The 17448-nt window shown below is 71.6% G+C and carries 15 protein-coding genes; 11 read left to right on the top strand and 4 right to left on the bottom strand.

The window, feature by feature from the left end; all coding sequences use genetic code 11:
• Nucleotides 1-40 precede the first annotated feature (40 nt).
• The 3 genes from BLR49_RS00460 to BLR49_RS00450 all read left to right on the top strand — a co-directional run bounded on the left by BLR49_RS00460 (nt 41) and on the right by BLR49_RS00450 (nt 2386).
• Nucleotides 41-766, top strand: a complete 726-nt coding sequence (locus BLR49_RS00460; RefSeq protein ID WP_092531798.1) for a sulfite exporter TauE/SafE family protein — start codon at nt 41-43, stop codon at nt 764-766.
• An 82-nt stretch (nt 767-848) separates the two neighbouring features.
• Complete coding sequence (gene dapA / locus BLR49_RS00455) at nt 849-1745, top strand: 4-hydroxy-tetrahydrodipicolinate synthase (RefSeq protein ID WP_092531795.1); 897 nt, start codon at nt 849-851, stop codon at nt 1743-1745.
• A 62-nt stretch (nt 1746-1807) separates the two neighbouring features.
• Nucleotides 1808-2386, top strand: a complete 579-nt coding sequence (locus BLR49_RS00450; RefSeq protein ID WP_092531793.1) for a GNAT family N-acetyltransferase — start codon at nt 1808-1810, stop codon at nt 2384-2386.
• Between the two features lie 34 nt (nt 2387-2420).
• Here BLR49_RS00450 and BLR49_RS00445 read toward each other — a convergent pair whose 3' ends face one another.
• The 3 genes from BLR49_RS00445 to BLR49_RS00435 all read right to left on the bottom strand — a co-directional run bounded on the left by BLR49_RS00445 (nt 2421) and on the right by BLR49_RS00435 (nt 8790).
• Nucleotides 2421-4181, bottom strand: a complete 1761-nt coding sequence (locus BLR49_RS00445; protein ID WP_092531790.1) for an AMP-binding protein — start codon at nt 4179-4181, stop codon at nt 2421-2423.
• A complete protein-coding gene (locus tag BLR49_RS00440; RefSeq protein ID WP_092531787.1) occupies nt 4178-6070 on the bottom strand; it encodes an AMP-binding protein in 1893 nt (630 codons plus the stop codon). Before BLR49_RS00440 ends, BLR49_RS00445 begins: the two co-directional genes overlap by 4 nt.
• 155 nt (nt 6071-6225) lie before the next feature.
• Nucleotides 6226-8790, bottom strand: a complete 2565-nt coding sequence (locus BLR49_RS00435; protein ID WP_245690257.1) for a HelD family protein — start codon at nt 8788-8790, stop codon at nt 6226-6228.
• A 372-nt stretch (nt 8791-9162) separates the two neighbouring features.
• Here BLR49_RS00435 and BLR49_RS00430 point away from each other — a divergent pair, with 372 nt between their 5' ends.
• Nucleotides 9163-10080 (top strand): PAC2 family protein, encoded by a 918-nt coding sequence (locus BLR49_RS00430; RefSeq protein ID WP_092531786.1) that lies wholly within the window; start codon nt 9163-9165, stop codon nt 10078-10080.
• Between the two features lie 9 nt (nt 10081-10089).
• Here BLR49_RS00430 and BLR49_RS00425 read toward each other — a convergent pair whose 3' ends face one another.
• Nucleotides 10090-10848 carry a spermidine synthase gene (locus BLR49_RS00425; RefSeq protein ID WP_092531784.1) on the bottom strand — a complete coding sequence of 253 codons (759 nt, stop codon included), beginning with the start codon at nt 10846-10848 and terminating at the stop codon, nt 10090-10092.
• Nucleotides 10849-11023: 175 nt separating this feature from the next.
• Here BLR49_RS00425 and dinB point away from each other — a divergent pair, with 175 nt between their 5' ends.
• From dinB to BLR49_RS00395, 7 genes are all read left to right on the top strand, one after another.
• Entirely contained in the window at nt 11024-12280 is a 1257-nt protein-coding gene (gene dinB / locus BLR49_RS00420; RefSeq protein WP_092531781.1) for a DNA polymerase IV, read from the top strand.
• Nucleotides 12281-12478: 198 nt separating this feature from the next.
• Entirely contained in the window at nt 12479-12859 is a 381-nt protein-coding gene (locus tag BLR49_RS00415) for a DUF3040 domain-containing protein (RefSeq protein WP_092531778.1), read from the top strand.
• A gap of 253 nt (nt 12860-13112) precedes the next feature.
• Entirely contained in the window at nt 13113-13235 is a 123-nt protein-coding gene (locus BLR49_RS13815) for a hypothetical protein (RefSeq protein ID WP_281241788.1), read from the top strand.
• A 140-nt stretch (nt 13236-13375) separates the two neighbouring features.
• Nucleotides 13376-13807, top strand: a complete 432-nt coding sequence (gene mraZ / locus BLR49_RS00410; protein ID WP_092531775.1) for a division/cell wall cluster transcriptional repressor MraZ — start codon at nt 13376-13378, stop codon at nt 13805-13807.
• 266 nt (nt 13808-14073) lie between these two features.
• On the top strand, nt 14074-15144 hold the full coding sequence (gene rsmH / locus BLR49_RS00405) for a 16S rRNA (cytosine(1402)-N(4))-methyltransferase RsmH (RefSeq protein ID WP_092531772.1): 1071 nt from the start codon (nt 14074-14076) through the stop codon (nt 15142-15144).
• Nucleotides 15141-15620 carry a cell division protein FtsL gene (gene ftsL, locus BLR49_RS13475; protein ID WP_245690255.1) on the top strand — a complete coding sequence of 160 codons (480 nt, stop codon included), beginning with the start codon at nt 15141-15143 and terminating at the stop codon, nt 15618-15620. Before rsmH ends, ftsL begins: the two co-directional genes overlap by 4 nt.
• A gap of 38 nt (nt 15621-15658) precedes the next feature.
• Nucleotides 15659-17443 carry a peptidoglycan D,D-transpeptidase FtsI family protein gene (locus tag BLR49_RS00395; protein WP_092533250.1) on the top strand — a complete coding sequence of 595 codons (1785 nt, stop codon included), beginning with the start codon at nt 15659-15661 and terminating at the stop codon, nt 17441-17443.
• Nucleotides 17444-17448: the final 5 nt, after the last annotated feature.

Genomic DNA, 17448 nt, shown 5'->3' with positions numbered 1-17448 from the left:
AGACGCGTACTTCTCAGCAGCCCCCAAGCCACGGAGCGCCATGTCGACACTAGCCGCGTGCGGCGCTGCCGCTGTGATCCTGCTGGGCGCCATGGTGCAGCGCGTGACCGGCATGGGCCTGGCGCTGGTGGCGGCGCCGTTCATCGTGCTGGTTCTGGGGCCGAATCTGGGCGTACAGACCCTCCAGGTCGTCGGGATCACGGTGTGTACCATCAACGCCTGGAGCCTGCGCGGCAACGTCGACTGGCGCCGCGCTGCCGTCCTGATCGCCTGCGCCGCCCTGGGCATCATTCCGGGTACCTGGGTGGCGCGCGTGCTGCCGACGGCGTGGCTGTCGGTGGTGATCGGTGTACTCGTGGCGGCCGCGCTGCTGCTGAGCCGGCTGGTACGGCGCAACCCGGTCTTCGAGGATCCGCACGGCAGGGTGGTGGCCGGAATGGTGTCGGGATTCATGAATGTCACGGCCGGGGTGGGCGGGCCACCGATGGTGATCTACGCGAGCACCAACCGGTGGGCCTACGCGGGCTACCTGGCCACAATCCAGGTGTATTTCCTCGGTATCTCCACGCTGTCGCTGCTGGGGCGGGGGCTGCCGGTACTGCCGTGGCCCGTGTGGGCGCTGCTCGCGGTGTCTGTAATCGTCGGACTCTCCCTCGGGAGACTGATCGCCTCCCGGATTGACGAACGCACCGCAGACCGCGCGATCTTTGCAGTAGCCCTTGTCGGCGCCGTCTCCACCGCGGTCCAGGGAGTCCTCGCGCTGTGACGGCTACGCACCGCCCCGGACGGTCGGCTCACCCTGTGAGCGCCCGCCCCATGCACGCGCGAACAACGTTAGTCTGCTCACTATGAGCACTCTCCCCAGCCGGTCCTTCGGCTCCGTCGGCGTAGCCATGGTCACCCCCTTCACCCCGGAGGGAGAGATCGACGTCGAGGCCGCCCAGCGCCTGGCGGTCTCCCTGGTCGACGACGGCGCCGACATGATCCTGCTGGCCGGCACCACGGGTGAGGCCCCCACCACCCACCTGCCGGAGAAGCAGACCCTCCTGCGCGAGGTGAAGGACGCCCTGGCCGGACGGGCCATGCTGGTGGCCGGCGCCGGCTCCAACGACACCGCCCACGCGGTGCGCATCGGCGTGGGCTCCCAGGAGGCCGGCGCACAGGGACTGCTCATCAACGCCCCCTACTACAACCGCCCCAGCCAAGAGGGCGTCTACCAGCACATCATGGCGGTGGTCGAGGCCACCGACCTGCCGGTCATGATCTACGACATCCCCGGCCGCACCGGCGTGAAGATCACCGACGACACCCTCGCCCGCCTGGCCGAGCACGAGCGGGTGCTGGCGGTCAAGGACGCCACCGGCGACGTCGAGCAGGGCTTCGAGCGCATGGAGGCCACCGGCCTGGAGTACTACTCCGGCGACGACGGGCTGAACTTCGCCTGGCTCACCCACGGCGCCAGCGGCGTCGTCTCCGTGGTCGCCCACGCCGACGCCCACTCCTGGCGGGAGATGATCCGCGAGGTCGACGCCGGCGACCTGCCCGGCGCCCGCGCCGTGGCCCAGCGCATGCGCCCGCTGGTGCGGGCCATCATGGGCGGCGGCCAGGGCGCGGTGATGGCCAAGGAGGCGCTGGCCCTGCAGGGGCGCATCCCCAGCGCCACCGTGCGCCTGCCGCTGGTGCGGGCCACCGATGCGGAGGTCGCCGCCCTGCGCATGGTGCTGGAGGCCTGTGGCCTGCTTTAAGGCCCGGGCCTGCGCACGGCCCAGGCAGGGCGGCCGGTATCCGTCTCGGTACACTGCCGGACATGGAGATCGCCGTGGTGCCCGCAACACGTTTTGAGGACGTTGCGACCCTGATCGGCCCGCGCAAACCGACTTCGAACGTGTGCTTCTGCCTCAGCCACCGGCTCGGTTCGGCGGAGAACAACGCGTTGCGCGGACCCGCCCGTGCCGAGAGGGTCCGTCAGTTGTGCGCCGAGGAGATCGCTCCGGGCGTCATCGCCTACCTCGAAGGCGAACCTATCGGCTGGGCGGCGGTCCACCCGCGCTCGCGCACCAGCTTCGCCCGCAGTCGGCGCATACCTAACCTGGATGAGCTGGCGGTGTGGTCCCTGTGGTGCCTGCGGGTGCGGCCGGGCTATCGCCGGCGGGGGGTAACCCACCACCTCATTGAGGGCGCCGCTGAGTACGCTCGCACCTGCGGCGCCCCCGCGGTGGAGGCCTACCCGGTCGACAACGGTAGCCAGAAGGTAGACCCGACCATGGCCTATGTGGGAACGCGCTCCATGTTCGAACGGGCCGGCTTCCACAAGGCGGGCGAGACCGCCTCCGTGCTCAACGGGTTCCCACGGGTACTCATGCGCAGGGACCTGGGCAGCCGGTGAGGGCCAGCATGGCCGACAGCAGGTCACAGCCCCCTCAGGCGGCGGCGTCGACCCGGCCGACGATCTGCTCGCGCACCACGCGGCGCAGGATCTTGCCGATCTGGGAGCGCGGCATCTCCGCGATGAGCTCCAGGTGCCGCGGCAGCGCGTAGTGGGGAATCGTCCGCTCCGCGTGCGCGCGCACCGCCTCCAGGGTGACCCGGCCCTCCGGCGTGCCCGGCTCCAGCACGATCGCGGCGCACACGAGCTCCCCGCCCGCCCCGCCGGGCAGCCCGACGACGGCGACGTCCGCCACGCCGTCCATGGTCAGAATCGCCGCCTCCACCTGGGAGGGGTAGACGTTGAAACCGCCGGTGAGGATCAGCTCACGCCGCCGGTCGGCCATCCACAGGAAGGAGTCCTCGCGGCGCACCATGTCACCGGTGCGCAGCCAGCCGCCCGGCAGCATCGCCGCCGCCGTCGCCTCCGGGTCGTCCCAGTAGCCGGCGAATACCTGCGGCCCACGCACCAGCAGCTCGCCCGGCTCCCCGTCGGGCACCTCCCGCTCGGGGTCCGGGGCGTCGGGGTCCACCACCCGCACGTCGGTGGAGGCGAAGGGCAGCCCCAGCGCCCCCAGGCGGCGGCTGGGACCCATGGGGGTGCCCGAGACGATCGGGCTGGTCTCGGTCATGCCGTAGCCCTCCACGAAGTAGCCGCCGGTGGCGGCCTCCCACTCCGCGCCCACGGCCGGCGGCATCGGGGCCGCCCCGCACACGCCGTAGCGCAGCGTCTTCAGCGACACGCCCTTCTTCTGGGCGCCCCGCAGGATCCGCTCGAACATCACCGGCACCCCCACGAAGAACGTGAAGGGACGCCGCTGGTGCGCCTCCAGCACCTGACTGACCGAGAACTTAGGCAGCATCACCTGCGTGGCCGCCTTCTGCACCGCGCAGAACACGTTGAAGGTCAGCCCGAAGGCGTGGAAGAAGGGCAGCAGTGCCAGGAAGGTCTCCCCGCCCTCGTGCAGCATCGGCACCCAGGCGATCGCCTGATTCGCATTGGCACGCAGGTTCTTGTGCGTGAGCATCGCCGCCTTGGGCATGCCGGTGGTGCCGCCCGTGTGCAGCAGCACGGCCACATCATCCCCGCCCGGCTGGGGCCAGGACGCCTCCAGCCGCTGCGCGCGGGACACCTCCCGGTCCCAGGAGCGCACCCCCGCAGGCAATGAGTCGGCCCGCATGGAGGCGCGGGTCTGGCGCGCCTTGGCAATAGGCAGGTGCAGGGCGGCGCGTAGCCGGGCGGGCATGGCCGCGGCCAGGTCCACACTGAACACCGTGCGCCCGGCCAGCGGGTCCGCCGCCGCATCCGCGCCGCCGCCGGCCGACGACGCCGGATCCAGCACCAGCTCCACGCCCTTCTCCCAGGCGATCACCACGCGCGCGCCGTGGTGGGCCAACTGGGCGCGGATCTCCTCGGCGGGGGCGAGCGGATTGTGCTCCGCCACGATCGCCCCCAGGCGCAGCGCCCCATAGATGGCCACCACGTGCTGCGGGCAGTTGGGCATGAGCAGGGCCACGCGATCACCGGCCTTGACACCCGCCCGGCGCAGCAGCCCGGCGGCGCGTTCGGAGGCCTCCAGCAACTCGCGGTAGGTCAGGGTCGCCCCCATGAAGTCCAGGGCCACCCGGTCCCCGTAGAACTCGGCGGCCGTGCGCAGCAGCTCACCCAGTGGAGTCTCGGGGACCTCAATGACGGCGGGAATGTTCGGCTGATAGTGCGGACGCCGGTAGCGCGCCGCGTCCTCGGACCCACTCATCGGGTCTCCTCCCTGGTGCCCCTATCGGGTATGCCGGTCTCGCCGCGGCCGACCTCGCCCAGGCGCTCCACCAGGGCGGTGGCGGCGGATTGGGAGGCGGCGGCGGCCGCAGTCGCCGCACTCGCGGCCGCCTCCCGGGCGGCCAGCAGCTCCTCGCGTACCACCCGGCGCAGCACCTTGCCGATCTGGGAGCGCGGCATCTCCGTCAGGATGGCCACCTGCCGGGGCAGCGCATAGTGGGACAGGGTCTTCTCGGCCCAGGCACGCACCTGGTCGAGCGTGACCGTCTGTCCGTCCTTGGGCAGGATGGCGGCGACCACGGACTCGTTGCCTGCCTCCGCCGGCAGCCCGACGACGGCTACCTCCTCCACCTGCGGCATGGAGCGCACCGCCGCCTCCACCTCGCTGGGGTAGATGTTGAAGCCGCCGGAGATGATCAGCTCCTTGCGGCGGTCGGCCATCACGTAGAAGCCGTCCTCCTCCTGGCGGACCAGGTCGCCGGTGCGCAGCCAGCCGCCCGGCAGCATGACGGCGGCCGTCTCCTCCGGGTTCTCCCAGTAGCCGGTGAACACCTGCGGGCCGCGCACCACCAGCTCGCCGATCTGTCCCGGCTCCACCTCAGTGTCCGGATGGTCGGGATCCACCAGGCGCACGTCGGTGGATGGGTAGGGCACGCCCAGCGCGCCGGGGCGCCGTTCGGGGGAGATCGGATTGCCCAGGATGATGGGGGCGGTCTCGGTCATGCCGTAGCCCTCGATAATGACGCCGCCGGTGGCCTCCTCCCAGGCGGTGGCGACGGCCTGGGGGGTGGGGGCCGCCCCGCAGACGGCGATCTTGCAGCTGGACAGGTCCGCCCCGGTGACCCGGGCGCGGGTGACGATGCGGTCGAACATGACCGGCACGCCCGGGAAGAAGGTGGCCGGATGCCGCTTCCATGCGGCCAGCACCATGTCCGCCCCGAACTTGGGCAGCACTACCTGGGTGGCGGCCAGGCCGACGGCGCACAGCAGCGACAGGCTCAGGCCGAAGGCGTGGAAGAACGGCAGGACGGCGTAGAAGGTCTCCTGGCCGGCCTCACAGGTCTGGGAGGCCCACGCCAGGCTCATCTCCGCATTGGCGCGCGCATTGCCGTGGGTCAGCTGGACGGCCTTGGGGGTGCCGGTGGTGCCGCCGGTGTACAGCAGCACGGCGATGTCAGAGACTCCCGGCAGCGGGTGGCCCGAGGGCAGCGGCGCGGTGGTGGCGACCAGAGCGTCCCAGGAGGCCACCCCCGCCGGAACCTTGCCGCGCAGCTCGCTGCGCTGGGAGCGGGCGGCCGCCACCGGCAGCTTCAGCGCCAGGCGGCTGGCCCACGGCAGCCCCCGGGACAGGTCCACCGAGAACACCTGCGCCGCGGCCATGCCGGCCGCATCCAGGGAGCCCACGGCCTGCGCGATCCGCGCCAGCGACTTCTCCCAGGCGATGATCACCCGGCCGTGGTGCATGTTGATCTGCTCACGGATCTGGGCGGCGGGTGCCAGGGGATTGTGCTCGGCGACGATTGCGCCGAGACGCCAGGCGGCATAGGCGATCACCACGTGCTGGGGGCAGTTGGGCAGGATCACGCCGACGACGTCGCCGCGGCCCACACCCAGACGGCGCAGCGCCTCCGCGGCCCGGGCCACCTGGCTGCTCAGCTGCTGGTAGGTGGTGGACTGCCCCATGAAGTCCAGGGCGATCCGCTCCGGGAAGCGCCGGGTGGCGTCGGCGAGCATGCACGGCAGCGGCTCGGTTATGGGGGCGATGACGCTGGGGACTCCCGGAGCGTAGTGGGGGCGCAGGTAGTCGGCGGAGGCTGCGCTCGGGCGGGCATGGCGGCAGGAGTCGCCTGCCTGATCGAAACTGGTCATCGTTCCCCTTCCCCTGATTCCCGCCCGTGCCCGGCGGGCCGACCTGGCCTACGTAACCGTAACCTACGGTTGCGTAGGTGCGCGGGTGCGTTATGAATACGCGTGCTGTGGCATAAGGCTCACTGCCGGCCCCGGCGGGGCGGCACCCTAGTGCCTCAGCCTGCGCGCTGCCCGTGCGTCGGCCGCAGCCCCGCCGGGAGCGGAACGCGCGAGACCACCCGCAGGCGGCGCGTCGGCCGGGTCATGGCCACATACAGGTCACCCGGGCTGACCGCCCCGATCATCGCGGGGTCGACCAGTACCACCACGTCGAACTCCAGCCCCTTGGACAGGTGCGGATTCATGACCGCCAGCCGGCTGCGCAGAATGTCACCGCCCGGTGCCTCCATGGCCGCGCTCAGCGCGGCGTCCTGCGCCAGCAGCGCCGCGGTCGGCTGCGGCTCGGGGGTGATCACCGCGATGCGTCCGGCATTGGTGCCGACCGCGGCGTCCAGCGCAGCCGACTCCTCCGCCACCGCCGCCCGCAGGGCCTGCCCCCAGGCCGCGTCCGCGAGCCGGGCGTTGCTCCCGATTGGGGCGGCTGCAGCGGGGGAGCGGGAGAGGTCGTCCACCGCCAGGCAGGCGGGCAGGTCGCGCACCGAGGTCACCGGATAGGCGACCGGCTGCCCCAGTCCCGCAGCCACCTGCTCGGCGGCGCGCATGATCGTCGTCGGCGTGCGATAGCAGACGGTCAGTGCCTCCTCGCGCAGCGGCGTCGAAGCCTGCTCGACCCGGGCTCCGCGGCCGCCACGGCGGGACTTGCGCGGACGCGTGCCCAAGGCGGAGAGCACGTGCCGCCATGAGCGCGGACGGCTCGGCCCCGAGTACTGGGCCAGGTCGCCGACGATCGTGAAGGAGCGCACCGGGCAGCGGCGGGCCAGGGCCCGCCATGCCATGGCGCCAAGCTCCTGGGCCTCATCGACCACGACGTGCCCGTAGGTCCAGCTGCGGTCCGCTCGGGCCCGCTCCGCCAGCGTCAGCGACGGCCCGGTCTCCTCCACCCGGTCGGCCAGCATCTCGGCACTGACCATGCCTCCGCCCAGCTCCTGCGCCTCGATCGCCTGCGCCGCGTAGGCGACCAGTGACTCACGCCGCCGCGCCTCCAGGCGGGCCCGGCGCGCCTCGGCGTCCTCACTCGGGCCCAACAGCTCGGCCAGCTCATCAATCAGCGGCACGTCCGCCTCAGTCAGCTCGCTGCCTGCCGGCCGGGCCAGCAGCCGACGCTCAGCCGGCCGCAGCTCGGGTGTGAGCCGGGCCAGCAGCTCCGGACGGGACCACAGCCGCTCCAACAGTCCCACCGGCGTCGTCGGCATCCAGCACAGGTTGATCTCTCGACGGGCATCGCGGGCGGTGCGAATATCCTCACGGATCCAGGCGCGGGTGTCTGCGTCAGTGGCGTCCTGATGCGTGGCGGTGGCGAACTGGTCGGTCAGGCGCTCCAACAGCCACAGCACGAAGGTCTCGCGCGCCAGGTTGTGGGGCTTGCCGCTGCGGCGGGCCCGGGCGGCCGCCTCGCGCACATCCGCGGGCAGCAGCTGCAGACGGGTGCCCTGCACCACGATGTCCCGCGGCTCGCCGGGTACTCGCTGCAGATCGCGTACGGCCCGGCGCAGAATGTCCGCCCAGACATGGCGGGACTTCAGCTCCGCCACCTGCGCCGGTTCGGTGCCGCGGGCGTGCACCCCGGGCACCAGGTCGGCCAGCGTCGTCGAGACCACTCCCGTCTCCCCCAGGGAGGGCAGCACCTGCTCCACATAGCGCAGGAAGGTGCGGGACGGTCCCACCAGCAGCACCCCGGAGCGCTCCAGCCGCTCACGCTCGGCGTAAAACAGGTAGGCGACGCGGTGCAGGGCCACCGCCGTCTTGCCAGTGCCGGGGCCGCCCTGCACCACCAGCACACCCTTGCCGTCGCCGGTGACCACCCGGTCCTGCTCGGCCTGAATGGTAGCGACGATGTCGCCCATGCGCCCGTCGCGCGCAGCGGACATGGCCGCAATCAGCGCGCCCTCGCCTTGGAGACCGTCAACGCTCATGCCCGCCGTCCCGGTCTCCTCAGAACTGGCCGCGGTCAGCGCCGCTGACTCCGCCGCATGCACGTCTATCAGCTCGTCCTCCAGCCCGATGACGCGGCGGGCGCGCGTATCGATGTGTCGGCGCCGCACCAGTCCCATCGGCTCGGAGGCGGTGGCCTGGTAGAAGGCGCGGGACAGTGGGGCGCGCCAGTCCAGGACCACCTCGCGGTGGTGGGAGTCGTGCAGGCCGATGCGTCCCACATAGTGGCGTCGCCCCGCGGCGGTCAGGTCGGTGTCGACCGCATTGGAGGCGGCAGCAGTGGCGTCGGTGCCATCAGCCGCCGGCTGTGCCATGTCCATGCGCCCGAAGACCAGCCGGTCCTCGACCCCCTCCAGGGAGGAGATCAGACCCGAGTAGTGAGCCGCGTAGGCATCGCGCTCGCCGCGCGACTGGTGTGTGCCGCTGGCGCCACGGGCCTGGGTGGCTGCCAGCGACCGGCGAGCCTGCGACAGCTGCCGGTCCAGCTCGGTGTAGGCCACATCGATGATCTCCTGCTCCGCAGCAATCTCCCGGTCGCGGGTGGCGAGCGGGGCCGCCTGCTCGGCGGGCGCATCCGCGTGCTGCCGGCGGGGGGACTGGGGGGACTCGGGGGCGTGGTGCTGGCTCACGTGACCTCGCTAGGAGTGCAGCCTTCAACGGCGGCTTGACAAGGGGCGGACAAAGACTGGCGGTAACTGGTGTGTGCGGAGCGGATGGAAGCGTGCAGATGGGCGTCGTGTACGGTGGATATTGGCCGGTGCGGGCCGCCCGCGCGGTGCGGGACCCGGATCGGCGGGATCGTCCATTATCTCCCCGCCGGCTCCCGCAGCCGCATGTGTCCCCGCTCGTTCGCGGGGAGGGAATACGTGCGGGTGAGCCGCGGGATTCGCGCTCCGCCGGGAACAGGCGTACCCGCCGCGGTGTTGCACCAGCCGACGCCCGGTCGCCCCGGTGACGCCGGCATCTTGAATACAAGCGCGAAATGCGCGAGAGGAGGAGCAATGCGACCGCTATACACCGTGGAGCACCCTGCGGGGGAGCCCGTCTCGCCGCGTGTGCTCCTGCATCACTTCGAGGGCGCCATGGACGCCGGCCACGCCGGCTCCCTCGCCGTCGAACAGCTCGTCATGACTCTGCCGCACACCCGCCTGGCCACCTTCGACGTCGACTCCCTGATCGATTACCGCGCGCGCCGGCCGGTCATGACCTTTGATCACAACACCTACAGCGAGGTGTCCATGCCCGAGCTGGTCCTGGACCTGCTGCAGGACGACGAGGGCGAGGACCTGCTGCTCCTGCACGGGGCGGAGCCCGACTACCGCTGGCAGGAGTTCACTGCGGCGGTCACCCATCTGGCGGTGTCCATGGGGGTGAGCCAGGCCGTGGGCATTGGCGGTATTCCCATGGCCATCCCCCACACCCGCCCCACCTACGTGCACGTCCACGGCTCGCAGCCGGACAGGCTCAACCCGCAGGCGGAGGTGTTCGGCCGGGTCGAACTGCCCGGATCCATGGGGGCCTTCCTGGAGCTGCGACTGGGTGAGGCCGGCATCGACTCCCGCGGCCTGTCCGCCTCCATCCCGCACTACATCGCCCGCGACGACTTCCCGCAGGGAGCCGCGGCGCTGCTGCGCGCCGTAGCCGACAACACCGGTCTGGCACTGCCCCTGGGAGACCTGGAGGCGGCCGCCAACATCAACCGGGCCGAGATCGACGCCGAGGCGGCGCAGCAGCCCGAGGTCAGTGCCGTGGTCTCCGCCCTGGAGGCCCAGTACGACGCCATGCTGCAGCAGACCGAGGGGCTGAGCTTCGAGGGGGCGCCGACGCTCGACCTGCCCAGCGCGGACGAGATCGGTGCCCGCCTGGAGGCATTCCTGGAGGCCAACGAGAACACCTCCGGCGACGGCCTGCAGAAGTAGCCCGGCGCCTCAGCACCCGGCGGGCGGCTGCGGCAGCTCCGGGTCGTCCGCCCGCCAGGTGCGCACGGGCAGCGGCAGTCGCCGCACGGCCCGTTCCATCTCGCCGAGCTCTTCCTCGGTCCACGGCTGCACGCGGGCCACGAACACCAGGTTGCCGGGACGCCGCCCGCGCACCACGGCCGCATCCGCCACCACCAGCACCGCGCCGAATACCTCGCGCAGCCGCGCCAGCTCTGCCGCCACCGCCTGCCGCGGCGGTGAGACGGTATTGGCCAGGTAGACCCCGTCCGGGGCCAGGACCCGCCGGCACTCGGTCAGGAACTCGCGCCCGGTGCAGGCGGGCGGGACCAGACCGGAGGCGAATACGTCGCGGACCACTACGTCCCATGAGTCGGCGTGCAGGGTCCTGACCACCCGGGCGGCGTCACCCACACGAATGCGCAGACGCGGTGCGCGCGGCAGCTCGAACCACTCGCGCACCTTGCGTGCCAGGATCGCGTCGATCTCCACCGCCAGCTGCTCCGAGCCCGGTCGGGCGGCGTCCCACGCCCGGGCCAGGGCGCAGCCGGCTCCGCCCAGGTGCACCGCATGGACCGGTGCCGCCGGTCCGCGCAGGGCGGAGACGACGGCGTCCATCTGCTGCAGGTATTCGAAGTCCAGATGGGTGGGATCGTGCAGGTCGATCCAGGACGACTCGGTGCCGTCCAGCAGCAGAAGCACCCCGGTATCGCGAATCTCAAGGTGGGCGGTCGCACAGGAGGTCTCCACCGGACCGGTGGGGAGGGACCGGGAGACGCAGGCGCGTTCGGAGCCGCTGTGCCGGGAGCGCCTACGGGAGGATGATTGACCGCGTGTCACAGGGGCACGTTATCGTGGCGGCGTAAGACGCCGTCGCGCAGCGCCCGGGCCGGACCCGGCCGGGGCTTGCGGGGGAGGGACGCGTATGAGCAGGGCACCGCGGGCGGACGCCGCGCGCCGCTCCTGGGGCGAGGACGACTCCGCCACCCCCATCCTGCACGTGGACATGGACGCCTTCTTCGCCTCGGTCGAGCTGCTGGAGCACCCCGAACTGGCCGGCCGCCCCGTCATCGTCGGCGGCCGCGACGGGCGCGGCGTCGTCTCCGCCGCCTCCTATGAGGCCCGCGCCTTCGGCGTCGCCTCGGCCATGCCCATGAATGAGGCCTTGCGCCGTTGCCCGCAGGCCGTGGTGCTCCCGGTGCGCCACGACCTGTACTCGGCGGTGTCCCGGCGCGTGATGAGCATCCTCGGCGAGGTCACCCCGATGCTCGAACGGGTCAGCGTCGATGAGGCCTTCCTCGACGTCTCCGGCGCCCGCCGCCGCATGGGCTCGCCGGTCGTCATCGGGCGCTGGATCCGCCGCGAGGTGCATGATCGGGTCGGCGTGCCGGCCTCCGTCGGGGTCGCCGCCACCAAGTTCGTGGCCAAGCTCGCCTCCGCACACGCCAAGCCCGACGGTCTGCTGCTCATTCCGGCGGACGCCACTCAGGACTTCCTCAATGTGCTCCCGGTCGGCGCCCTGTGGGGGGTGGGGGACAAGAGCGCCCAGGCACTGGCCCGTTGGGGCATCACCGATGTCCGACAGCTGGCCGCCACCGAGGTGCGTCGTCTGGAGCGCATCCTCGGCACCGCCGCCGCCCGGCAGCTGCACGACCTCTCGCACGGCATCGACCCGCGCCCGGTGGCCCCGCAGCGCGAGGAGAAGTCCGTGGGCACGGAGACCACCTTCTTCGACAACATCACCGACCGCGATCACGCCCGCCGGGTCCTGCTCGACCAGGCCCACCAGTGCGCCGCGCGCCTGCGCGCCGGAGGGATGCGTGGTCGCGTCGTCGTCCTGAAGGCCCGTGGCGCCGACTTCACCACCGTGACCCGCTCCCGCACCATCGCGGCGCCCACCGACCTGGCGCGCGACCTATTCGCCGTTGTCGAAGCGCTATTCGACGCACTGCCCACTCCGGGCGGCGGCTTCCGCCTGCTCGGGGTGCGCGTGGAGGGGCTGTCCCGGGGCGACGACGGCGTCCAGCTGCTGCTCGACGACGATCCGCGCCGCGGCGCTCCCGAGCGCGCGGCCGACGCCGTACGCCGGCGCTGGGGCAGCGGGGCACTGGCTCCCGCCACCCTGCTCTCCCGACCGGATCCCACCGCCCGCCCCGACGGCACCGATCGGCCCCGGGGCTGAGCCGCCGCGCCCCGTGGGGACGTACCGGGGCGACCGCCGGGAAGATCCCGGATCGGCGCATTGTTCTGTCCCATGTAGGGACGTTCCGGTTTTCCTCCTGTGACGACGACCGCCTATCCTGGGTGGTGTTCGGGCGGATCGGCCGAGACGACCCGCCAGGCCGTCCGCGTAGGCCCATAAGCGGAAGGGAGGCGTGCCATGGCATTGTCAGAACGTGAGCAGCAGGTGCTGCGCGACCTCGAGGAGCAGCTCAGCGATGAGGATCCCTCGCTGGCCGAGACCATGCAGCATGCCGAAAAGACGCTGCGCCGGCCCTCGCCGCGCCGTGTCGGCGCCGGAATCGCCCTGCTGCTGGTTGGCCTGACCGTGGTAATCGCCGGGGTGGCCGTTGGCAACGGCATCGTCGTCTCCATCCTCCTGGGCGTGCTCGGATTCGCCCTGGCGGTGTGGGGCGTCACGCTCATGCTCACCCGTGGAGGCGCCGTCAAGGATGAGGCGGCCTCACCCGGGACGAGCCGCTCATCCTTCATGGAGCGGCAGTCCGAGCGCTGGGAGCGGCGCCGCGACGGCCAGCACTAGGGCCGGTTGGGTGTCGGCGGTCGGTCGCGGGCCTGGGAGCGCGACCGCGGACACCGTAGTTGGACCCCTATTCCCCGACTGGACCCATGTAGTCCGCTTGGACCGCCGTAGCCGCCGGTTACGGCGGTCCAAGCGCGCGTGAGCGGTCCAACTGGCCTGAAGAGGCCGACTATGCCCGCCCCTTGGTGCCGGGCGCACGCGGCCCCTCCACTTTCCTCCACGGGCGGTGCTGACTCGGCGCCGCCACAGATCAATGCGCCCTGCCCGCGCCCGCACTGCTCTGGAGTCGCCCGCCGTCGGCGGAGGCCGCCACGCCCGCGGCGCCACCGGGCGCCCCTTCTCCTCCACCTTCCTCCACCCCGGCTGGGGTGCGTGATTGCAGGGAAAAGTCCTGTCTGTCGGCCGCGTCGACGCGATCGTGACCCGGGTTTGCGGCCGCATAGTGGAAGAAAGGGGAGGGAAGTGGAGTAATGTGGGGCACGTCGGATCGTCGAGGGGAAAGGAGTGTGAGGTCCGTTGTTCCTGGGCACCCACGCTCCCCGCCTGGACGAGAAGGGGCGGCTCATCCTCCCGGCGAAGTTCCGTGACGAGCTTGCCGGGGGCGTGATCCTCACCCGTGGCCAGGAGCACTGCATCTACGCCTTCACCTCCGCTGAGTTCGAGCGCATGTACGCCCAGCTCCGCGAGGCTCCCCTGGCGCAGAAGCAGGCGCGCGACTACGTCCGCGTCATGCTCTCCGGCGCCGACTCGCAGATCCCCGACAAGCAGGGCCGCATCACCATCCCCGCTCCACTGCGCGCCTACGCCGGGCTCGGCCGCGACCTGGCGGTCATCGGCGCCGGCGCGCGCGTGGAGATCTGGGATGCGGGGGCGTGGGAGACCTACCTCGCCGCCCAGGAGCAGGTGTTCGCCGACACCGCCGAGGAGATCATCCCCGGGTTCTTCTGACCCGGCGGCACAACTGCACACAGCCATCAGGCACTCGGGCCGGCATCCGCCGAGTCCCGGTGCCCCGGAGGACGACCGGAAACGGGCCCCGTTCCGTGAGGTCTCCGCCCGCCGCAGCGTCCGACGCCTCTTCCCCGGCGCCGGAACCCGCGGGAGGAGTCCTGGCCGAACGGCGCCCCCAGCCCAACAGCACCAAAAGCCCAGTAAGCGCCGAGCCCCACAGCAGGGGCACGGCCGATCCACACCCGCACGGAAGGAGGACACTCGTGAGCAACGCTCCTGCTGCGCAACCGGCAGCCGCCGGTGCGGCCGACCGTCACACGCCCGTCCTCCTGAACCGCTGCCTGGAGCTGCTCGCCCCGGCGCTCGCGGTTCCCGACCCGGTCATGATCGACTGCACACTCGGGATGGGCGGGCACGCCGAGGGCGCCCTGGAGCGCTTCCCCGAGCTCACGCTCATCGGCATCGATCGGGATCCGCAGGCCATCGCTCTGGCCTCCGCCCGGTTGGCCCGTTTCGGCGACCGCTTTCGTGCGGTGCGAGCCACCTATGACGCCGTCGACGCCGTCGCCCGCGAAGCCTCCAGGAGATCCGACCACACCGTGGACGCCATCCTCATGGACCTGGGGGTGTCCTCGCTGCAACTCGACGACGCCGACCGCGGCTTCTCCTACGCCCACCCGGCCCCGCTGGACATGCGCATGGATCAGACCGCCGGACGCACCGCCCAGGACCTGCTGGACACCGCGGACGAGCGCGAGCTGGCATACATCCTGCGCACCTACGGCGAGGAGCGCTTCGCCTCCCGCATCGCCGCGGCCATCGTGCGGCGCCGGAGCGCCGGGAGCCCCGTCACCACCACCGCCGAGCTGGCCGAACTGGTGCGGGAGAACATTCCCGCCGCCGCCCGCCGTCGGGGCGGCAACCCCGCCAAGCGCACCTTCCAGGCGCTGCGCATCGCCGTCAACGGTGAGCTCGACCTGCTCGAGCGAGCGCTGCCGCGGGCGCTGAACTCCCTGCGGGTCGGCGGACGCATCGTCGTCGAGTCCTACCAGAGCCTGGAGGACCGCATCGTCAAACAGGCTCTGGCAGCGGGCGCCTCAGCGGCAGCCCCCGCAGACCTGCCCTTCATCCCGGAGGGCCTGGAGCCCTACCTGGAACTGGTGGGCCACGGCGCGCAGAAGGCGGACGCGGCCGAAGTCGCCGCCAACCCCCGCAGTGCCTCCGTGCGCCTGCGGGCCGCTACCCGCATCCGGCCCGCCCGCCAGGCCCCGGCACCCACCATCCACAGCGCATCAGCCCCAGCAGAAAAGACACGAGGAAGGAACCGCCGATGACCACCGCAGCGAAGGTCCGCCGCAGCGCCACGGCCAGTCCGTCCTGGCGCTCACTGACCGACGGCGCCACTGCCCGGGCTGCCCGCAGGCCCGCGCCGCAGGCGCGTCCCGCAGGGGAGGCCTCCGGCCGGCCCGAGCTGCGCGTAGTGCGCGGCATCATCCCCTCTCCTCGCACCCTGCCCTTCCTGGCCCTGGTCATCGGTGTCCTCGCCTGCGCCCTGGTGTCCTCCATGCTGCTCAACGCCTGGATGGCGGACACGGCCTACAAGATGAAGACCGCGCAGGTCGAGCTCAACGTGCTGAATGACCACATCGAGACCGTGCGCGCCGAGGTTCAGGAGGCTTCCGCCGCAGACACGTTGGCGGCCCGGGCGGCCGAGCTGGGCATGGTCCCGGCGGCGGCTCCCGGAGTCATTGATCTGACGGACTCCACTCTGGCGGGCGGCGCCGCCGCCGAGGCGGACGACGCCCAGTGAACCCGGTCAACCCGAGCCGACGCCGCGTCCTGCAGCTGATGGGGCTGGCGGGATTCGGTGCGCTGGCGGGCAAAACCGCCTGGCTGCAAGTGGTTGACGGTCCGGCACTGGCTGCCAAGGCGCAGGCGGAACGCACCGTGACCTGGGTCAACCGGGCCCCCCGAGGCGACATTCTCGGCCGTGACGGCACGATCCTCGCCTCCTCCGCCGTGTCCTATGACATCGGCGTCAACCAGGTGAAGATCGCCCAGTATGAACGCACCGAGGAACTCACGGACCCCACCACCGGGCAGACCAGCAACGAGGTCGTCGGTCACGGCGCGGCGGCGGCAGCCGAGCAGATGGCTGAGATCCTGGGGGTGGATGCCCAGGAACTCGGCGCCAAGATGGTGGGGGAGTCCACCTACGCCGTCGTCGCCGAGGCGGTCGACCCGGACACCTGGCGCCGTATCAACGCCTTGGCCATCCCCGGCGTGGAACCGGACCAGCGCACCCGGCGCACCTACCCGGCCGGATCCGTCGCCGGCAACGTCCTGGGCTACACCTACGAGGGGGACGGGCGCGCGCTCATCGGCTCGGCCGGACTGGAACTGACTCAGAACGAAGTCCTGACCGGCGTCGACGGGCAGGGCAGCGTGGAGGTCGGCAAGTCAGGCGCCATCATCCCCACCGGCGAGCAGGAGGAGGTCGCGGCCACCGCGGGCACCAGTGTGCGCACCACCATCAACCCCGATCTGCAGGCGATCGCCCAGGAGGCCATTGACGAGGTGGTCGGCGCCCAGGGGGCCGACTGGGGCTGCGTAGTGGTCATGGAGCCGTCAACCGGCAAGCTGCTGGTGCTCGCCGACTCCGGGGCGGTGGACCCCTCCGATCCAGCCGCCACCCCGGAGGAGTCCCGCAACGCCCGCAGCGTTCAGGCCATCTTCGAACCGGGAAGTGTCGGCAAGGTCATAACCTTCGCGGCCGCCCTTGAGGAGGGCACCCTGGATCCGGAAGACACCTGGACGGTCCCGTACACCTGGACGGCCGCGAATGGGCAGAGCTTCCACGACTCCCACTACCACGATACGCAGACCCTCACCTCTGCCGGGGTCCTGGCCGAGTCCTCCAACGTCGGCACCGTCCAGATCGGTGAGCAGCTCGACGACGAGGTCCGCTACAACTACCTCAAGCAGTTCGGCTATGGGCAGACGACCGGCATCGAGATGCCCGCCGAGTCCGCCGGCATGGTCAGCGCCGTGGCCGACTGGGACGATCGCACCCGCTACACCACCATGTTCGGGCAGGGCATTGCCGGCACCGCCCTGCAGGCCGTTCAGGTGCTCGCCACCGTCGCCAACAAGGGCGTGCGCGTGTCCCCGCGGGTGGTGGACGCCTGGATCGACGCCGAAGGCAACGAGACTGCGCAGGAGACCCCCGCCGGGGTACGGGTGCTCAGCGAAGAGACTGCCCAGACGCTCACGGAGATGCTCATCGGCGTCACCCAGGACGGCGGTACCGCCGAGGCGGCCTCAATCGACGGCTACCTGGTGGCCGGAAAGACCGGTACCACCGAGATCCTCACCGAGGACGGCACGGTCGCCTCCTTCGTAGGCTTCACTCCTGCACGCGACCCGGCCATCGCCGTCGCCGTCATCGTCTACCGTCCGGAGGGCACCTACGGCGGCACGGTGTCCGCACCGGTGTTCCGCAAGGTCGCGCTGGCCGCCATGCACACCCTGGGCATTGCCCCGGACCCCAGCGTCATCGCCGCGCAGGCCGCGGCCGAGGCGGATGCCGCCGTCGAGGCGGCGCAGAACGAAAGCGCAGGTGAGGAAGGATGAGTACC

The sequence above is a fragment of the Actinomyces ruminicola genome (assembly GCF_900103885.1).
GTDB lineage: Bacteria > Actinomycetota > Actinomycetes > Actinomycetales > Actinomycetaceae > Actinomyces > Actinomyces ruminicola.
This window is presented reverse-complemented; position numbering and strand designations above follow the sequence as displayed.

Excerpts from the sequence above, each read along its gene's own strand:
- BLR49_RS00460 (WP_092531798.1), top strand. The coding sequence starts at position 41 with ATGTCGACACTAGCCGCGTGCGGCGCTGCCGCTGTGATCCTGCTGGGC.
- dapA (WP_092531795.1), top strand. The coding sequence starts at position 849 with ATGAGCACTCTCCCCAGCCGGTCCTTCGGCTCCGTCGGCGTAGCCATG.
- BLR49_RS00450 (WP_092531793.1), top strand. The coding sequence starts at position 1,808 with ATGGAGATCGCCGTGGTGCCCGCAACACGTTTTGAGGACGTTGCGACC.
- BLR49_RS00445 (WP_092531790.1), bottom strand. The coding sequence starts at position 4,181 with ATGAGTGGGTCCGAGGACGCGGCGCGCTACCGGCGTCCGCACTATCAG.
- BLR49_RS00440 (WP_092531787.1), bottom strand. The coding sequence starts at position 6,070 with ATGACCAGTTTCGATCAGGCAGGCGACTCCTGCCGCCATGCCCGCCCG.
- BLR49_RS00430 (WP_092531786.1), top strand. The coding sequence starts at position 9,163 with ATGCGACCGCTATACACCGTGGAGCACCCTGCGGGGGAGCCCGTCTCG.
- dinB (WP_092531781.1), top strand. The coding sequence starts at position 11,024 with ATGAGCAGGGCACCGCGGGCGGACGCCGCGCGCCGCTCCTGGGGCGAG.
- BLR49_RS00415 (WP_092531778.1), top strand. The coding sequence starts at position 12,479 with ATGGCATTGTCAGAACGTGAGCAGCAGGTGCTGCGCGACCTCGAGGAG.
- BLR49_RS13815 (WP_281241788.1), top strand. The coding sequence starts at position 13,113 with ATGCGCCCTGCCCGCGCCCGCACTGCTCTGGAGTCGCCCGCCGTCGGC.
- ftsL (WP_245690255.1), top strand. The coding sequence starts at position 15,141 with ATGACCACCGCAGCGAAGGTCCGCCGCAGCGCCACGGCCAGTCCGTCC.
- BLR49_RS00395 (WP_092533250.1), top strand. The coding sequence starts at position 15,659 with ATGGGGCTGGCGGGATTCGGTGCGCTGGCGGGCAAAACCGCCTGGCTG.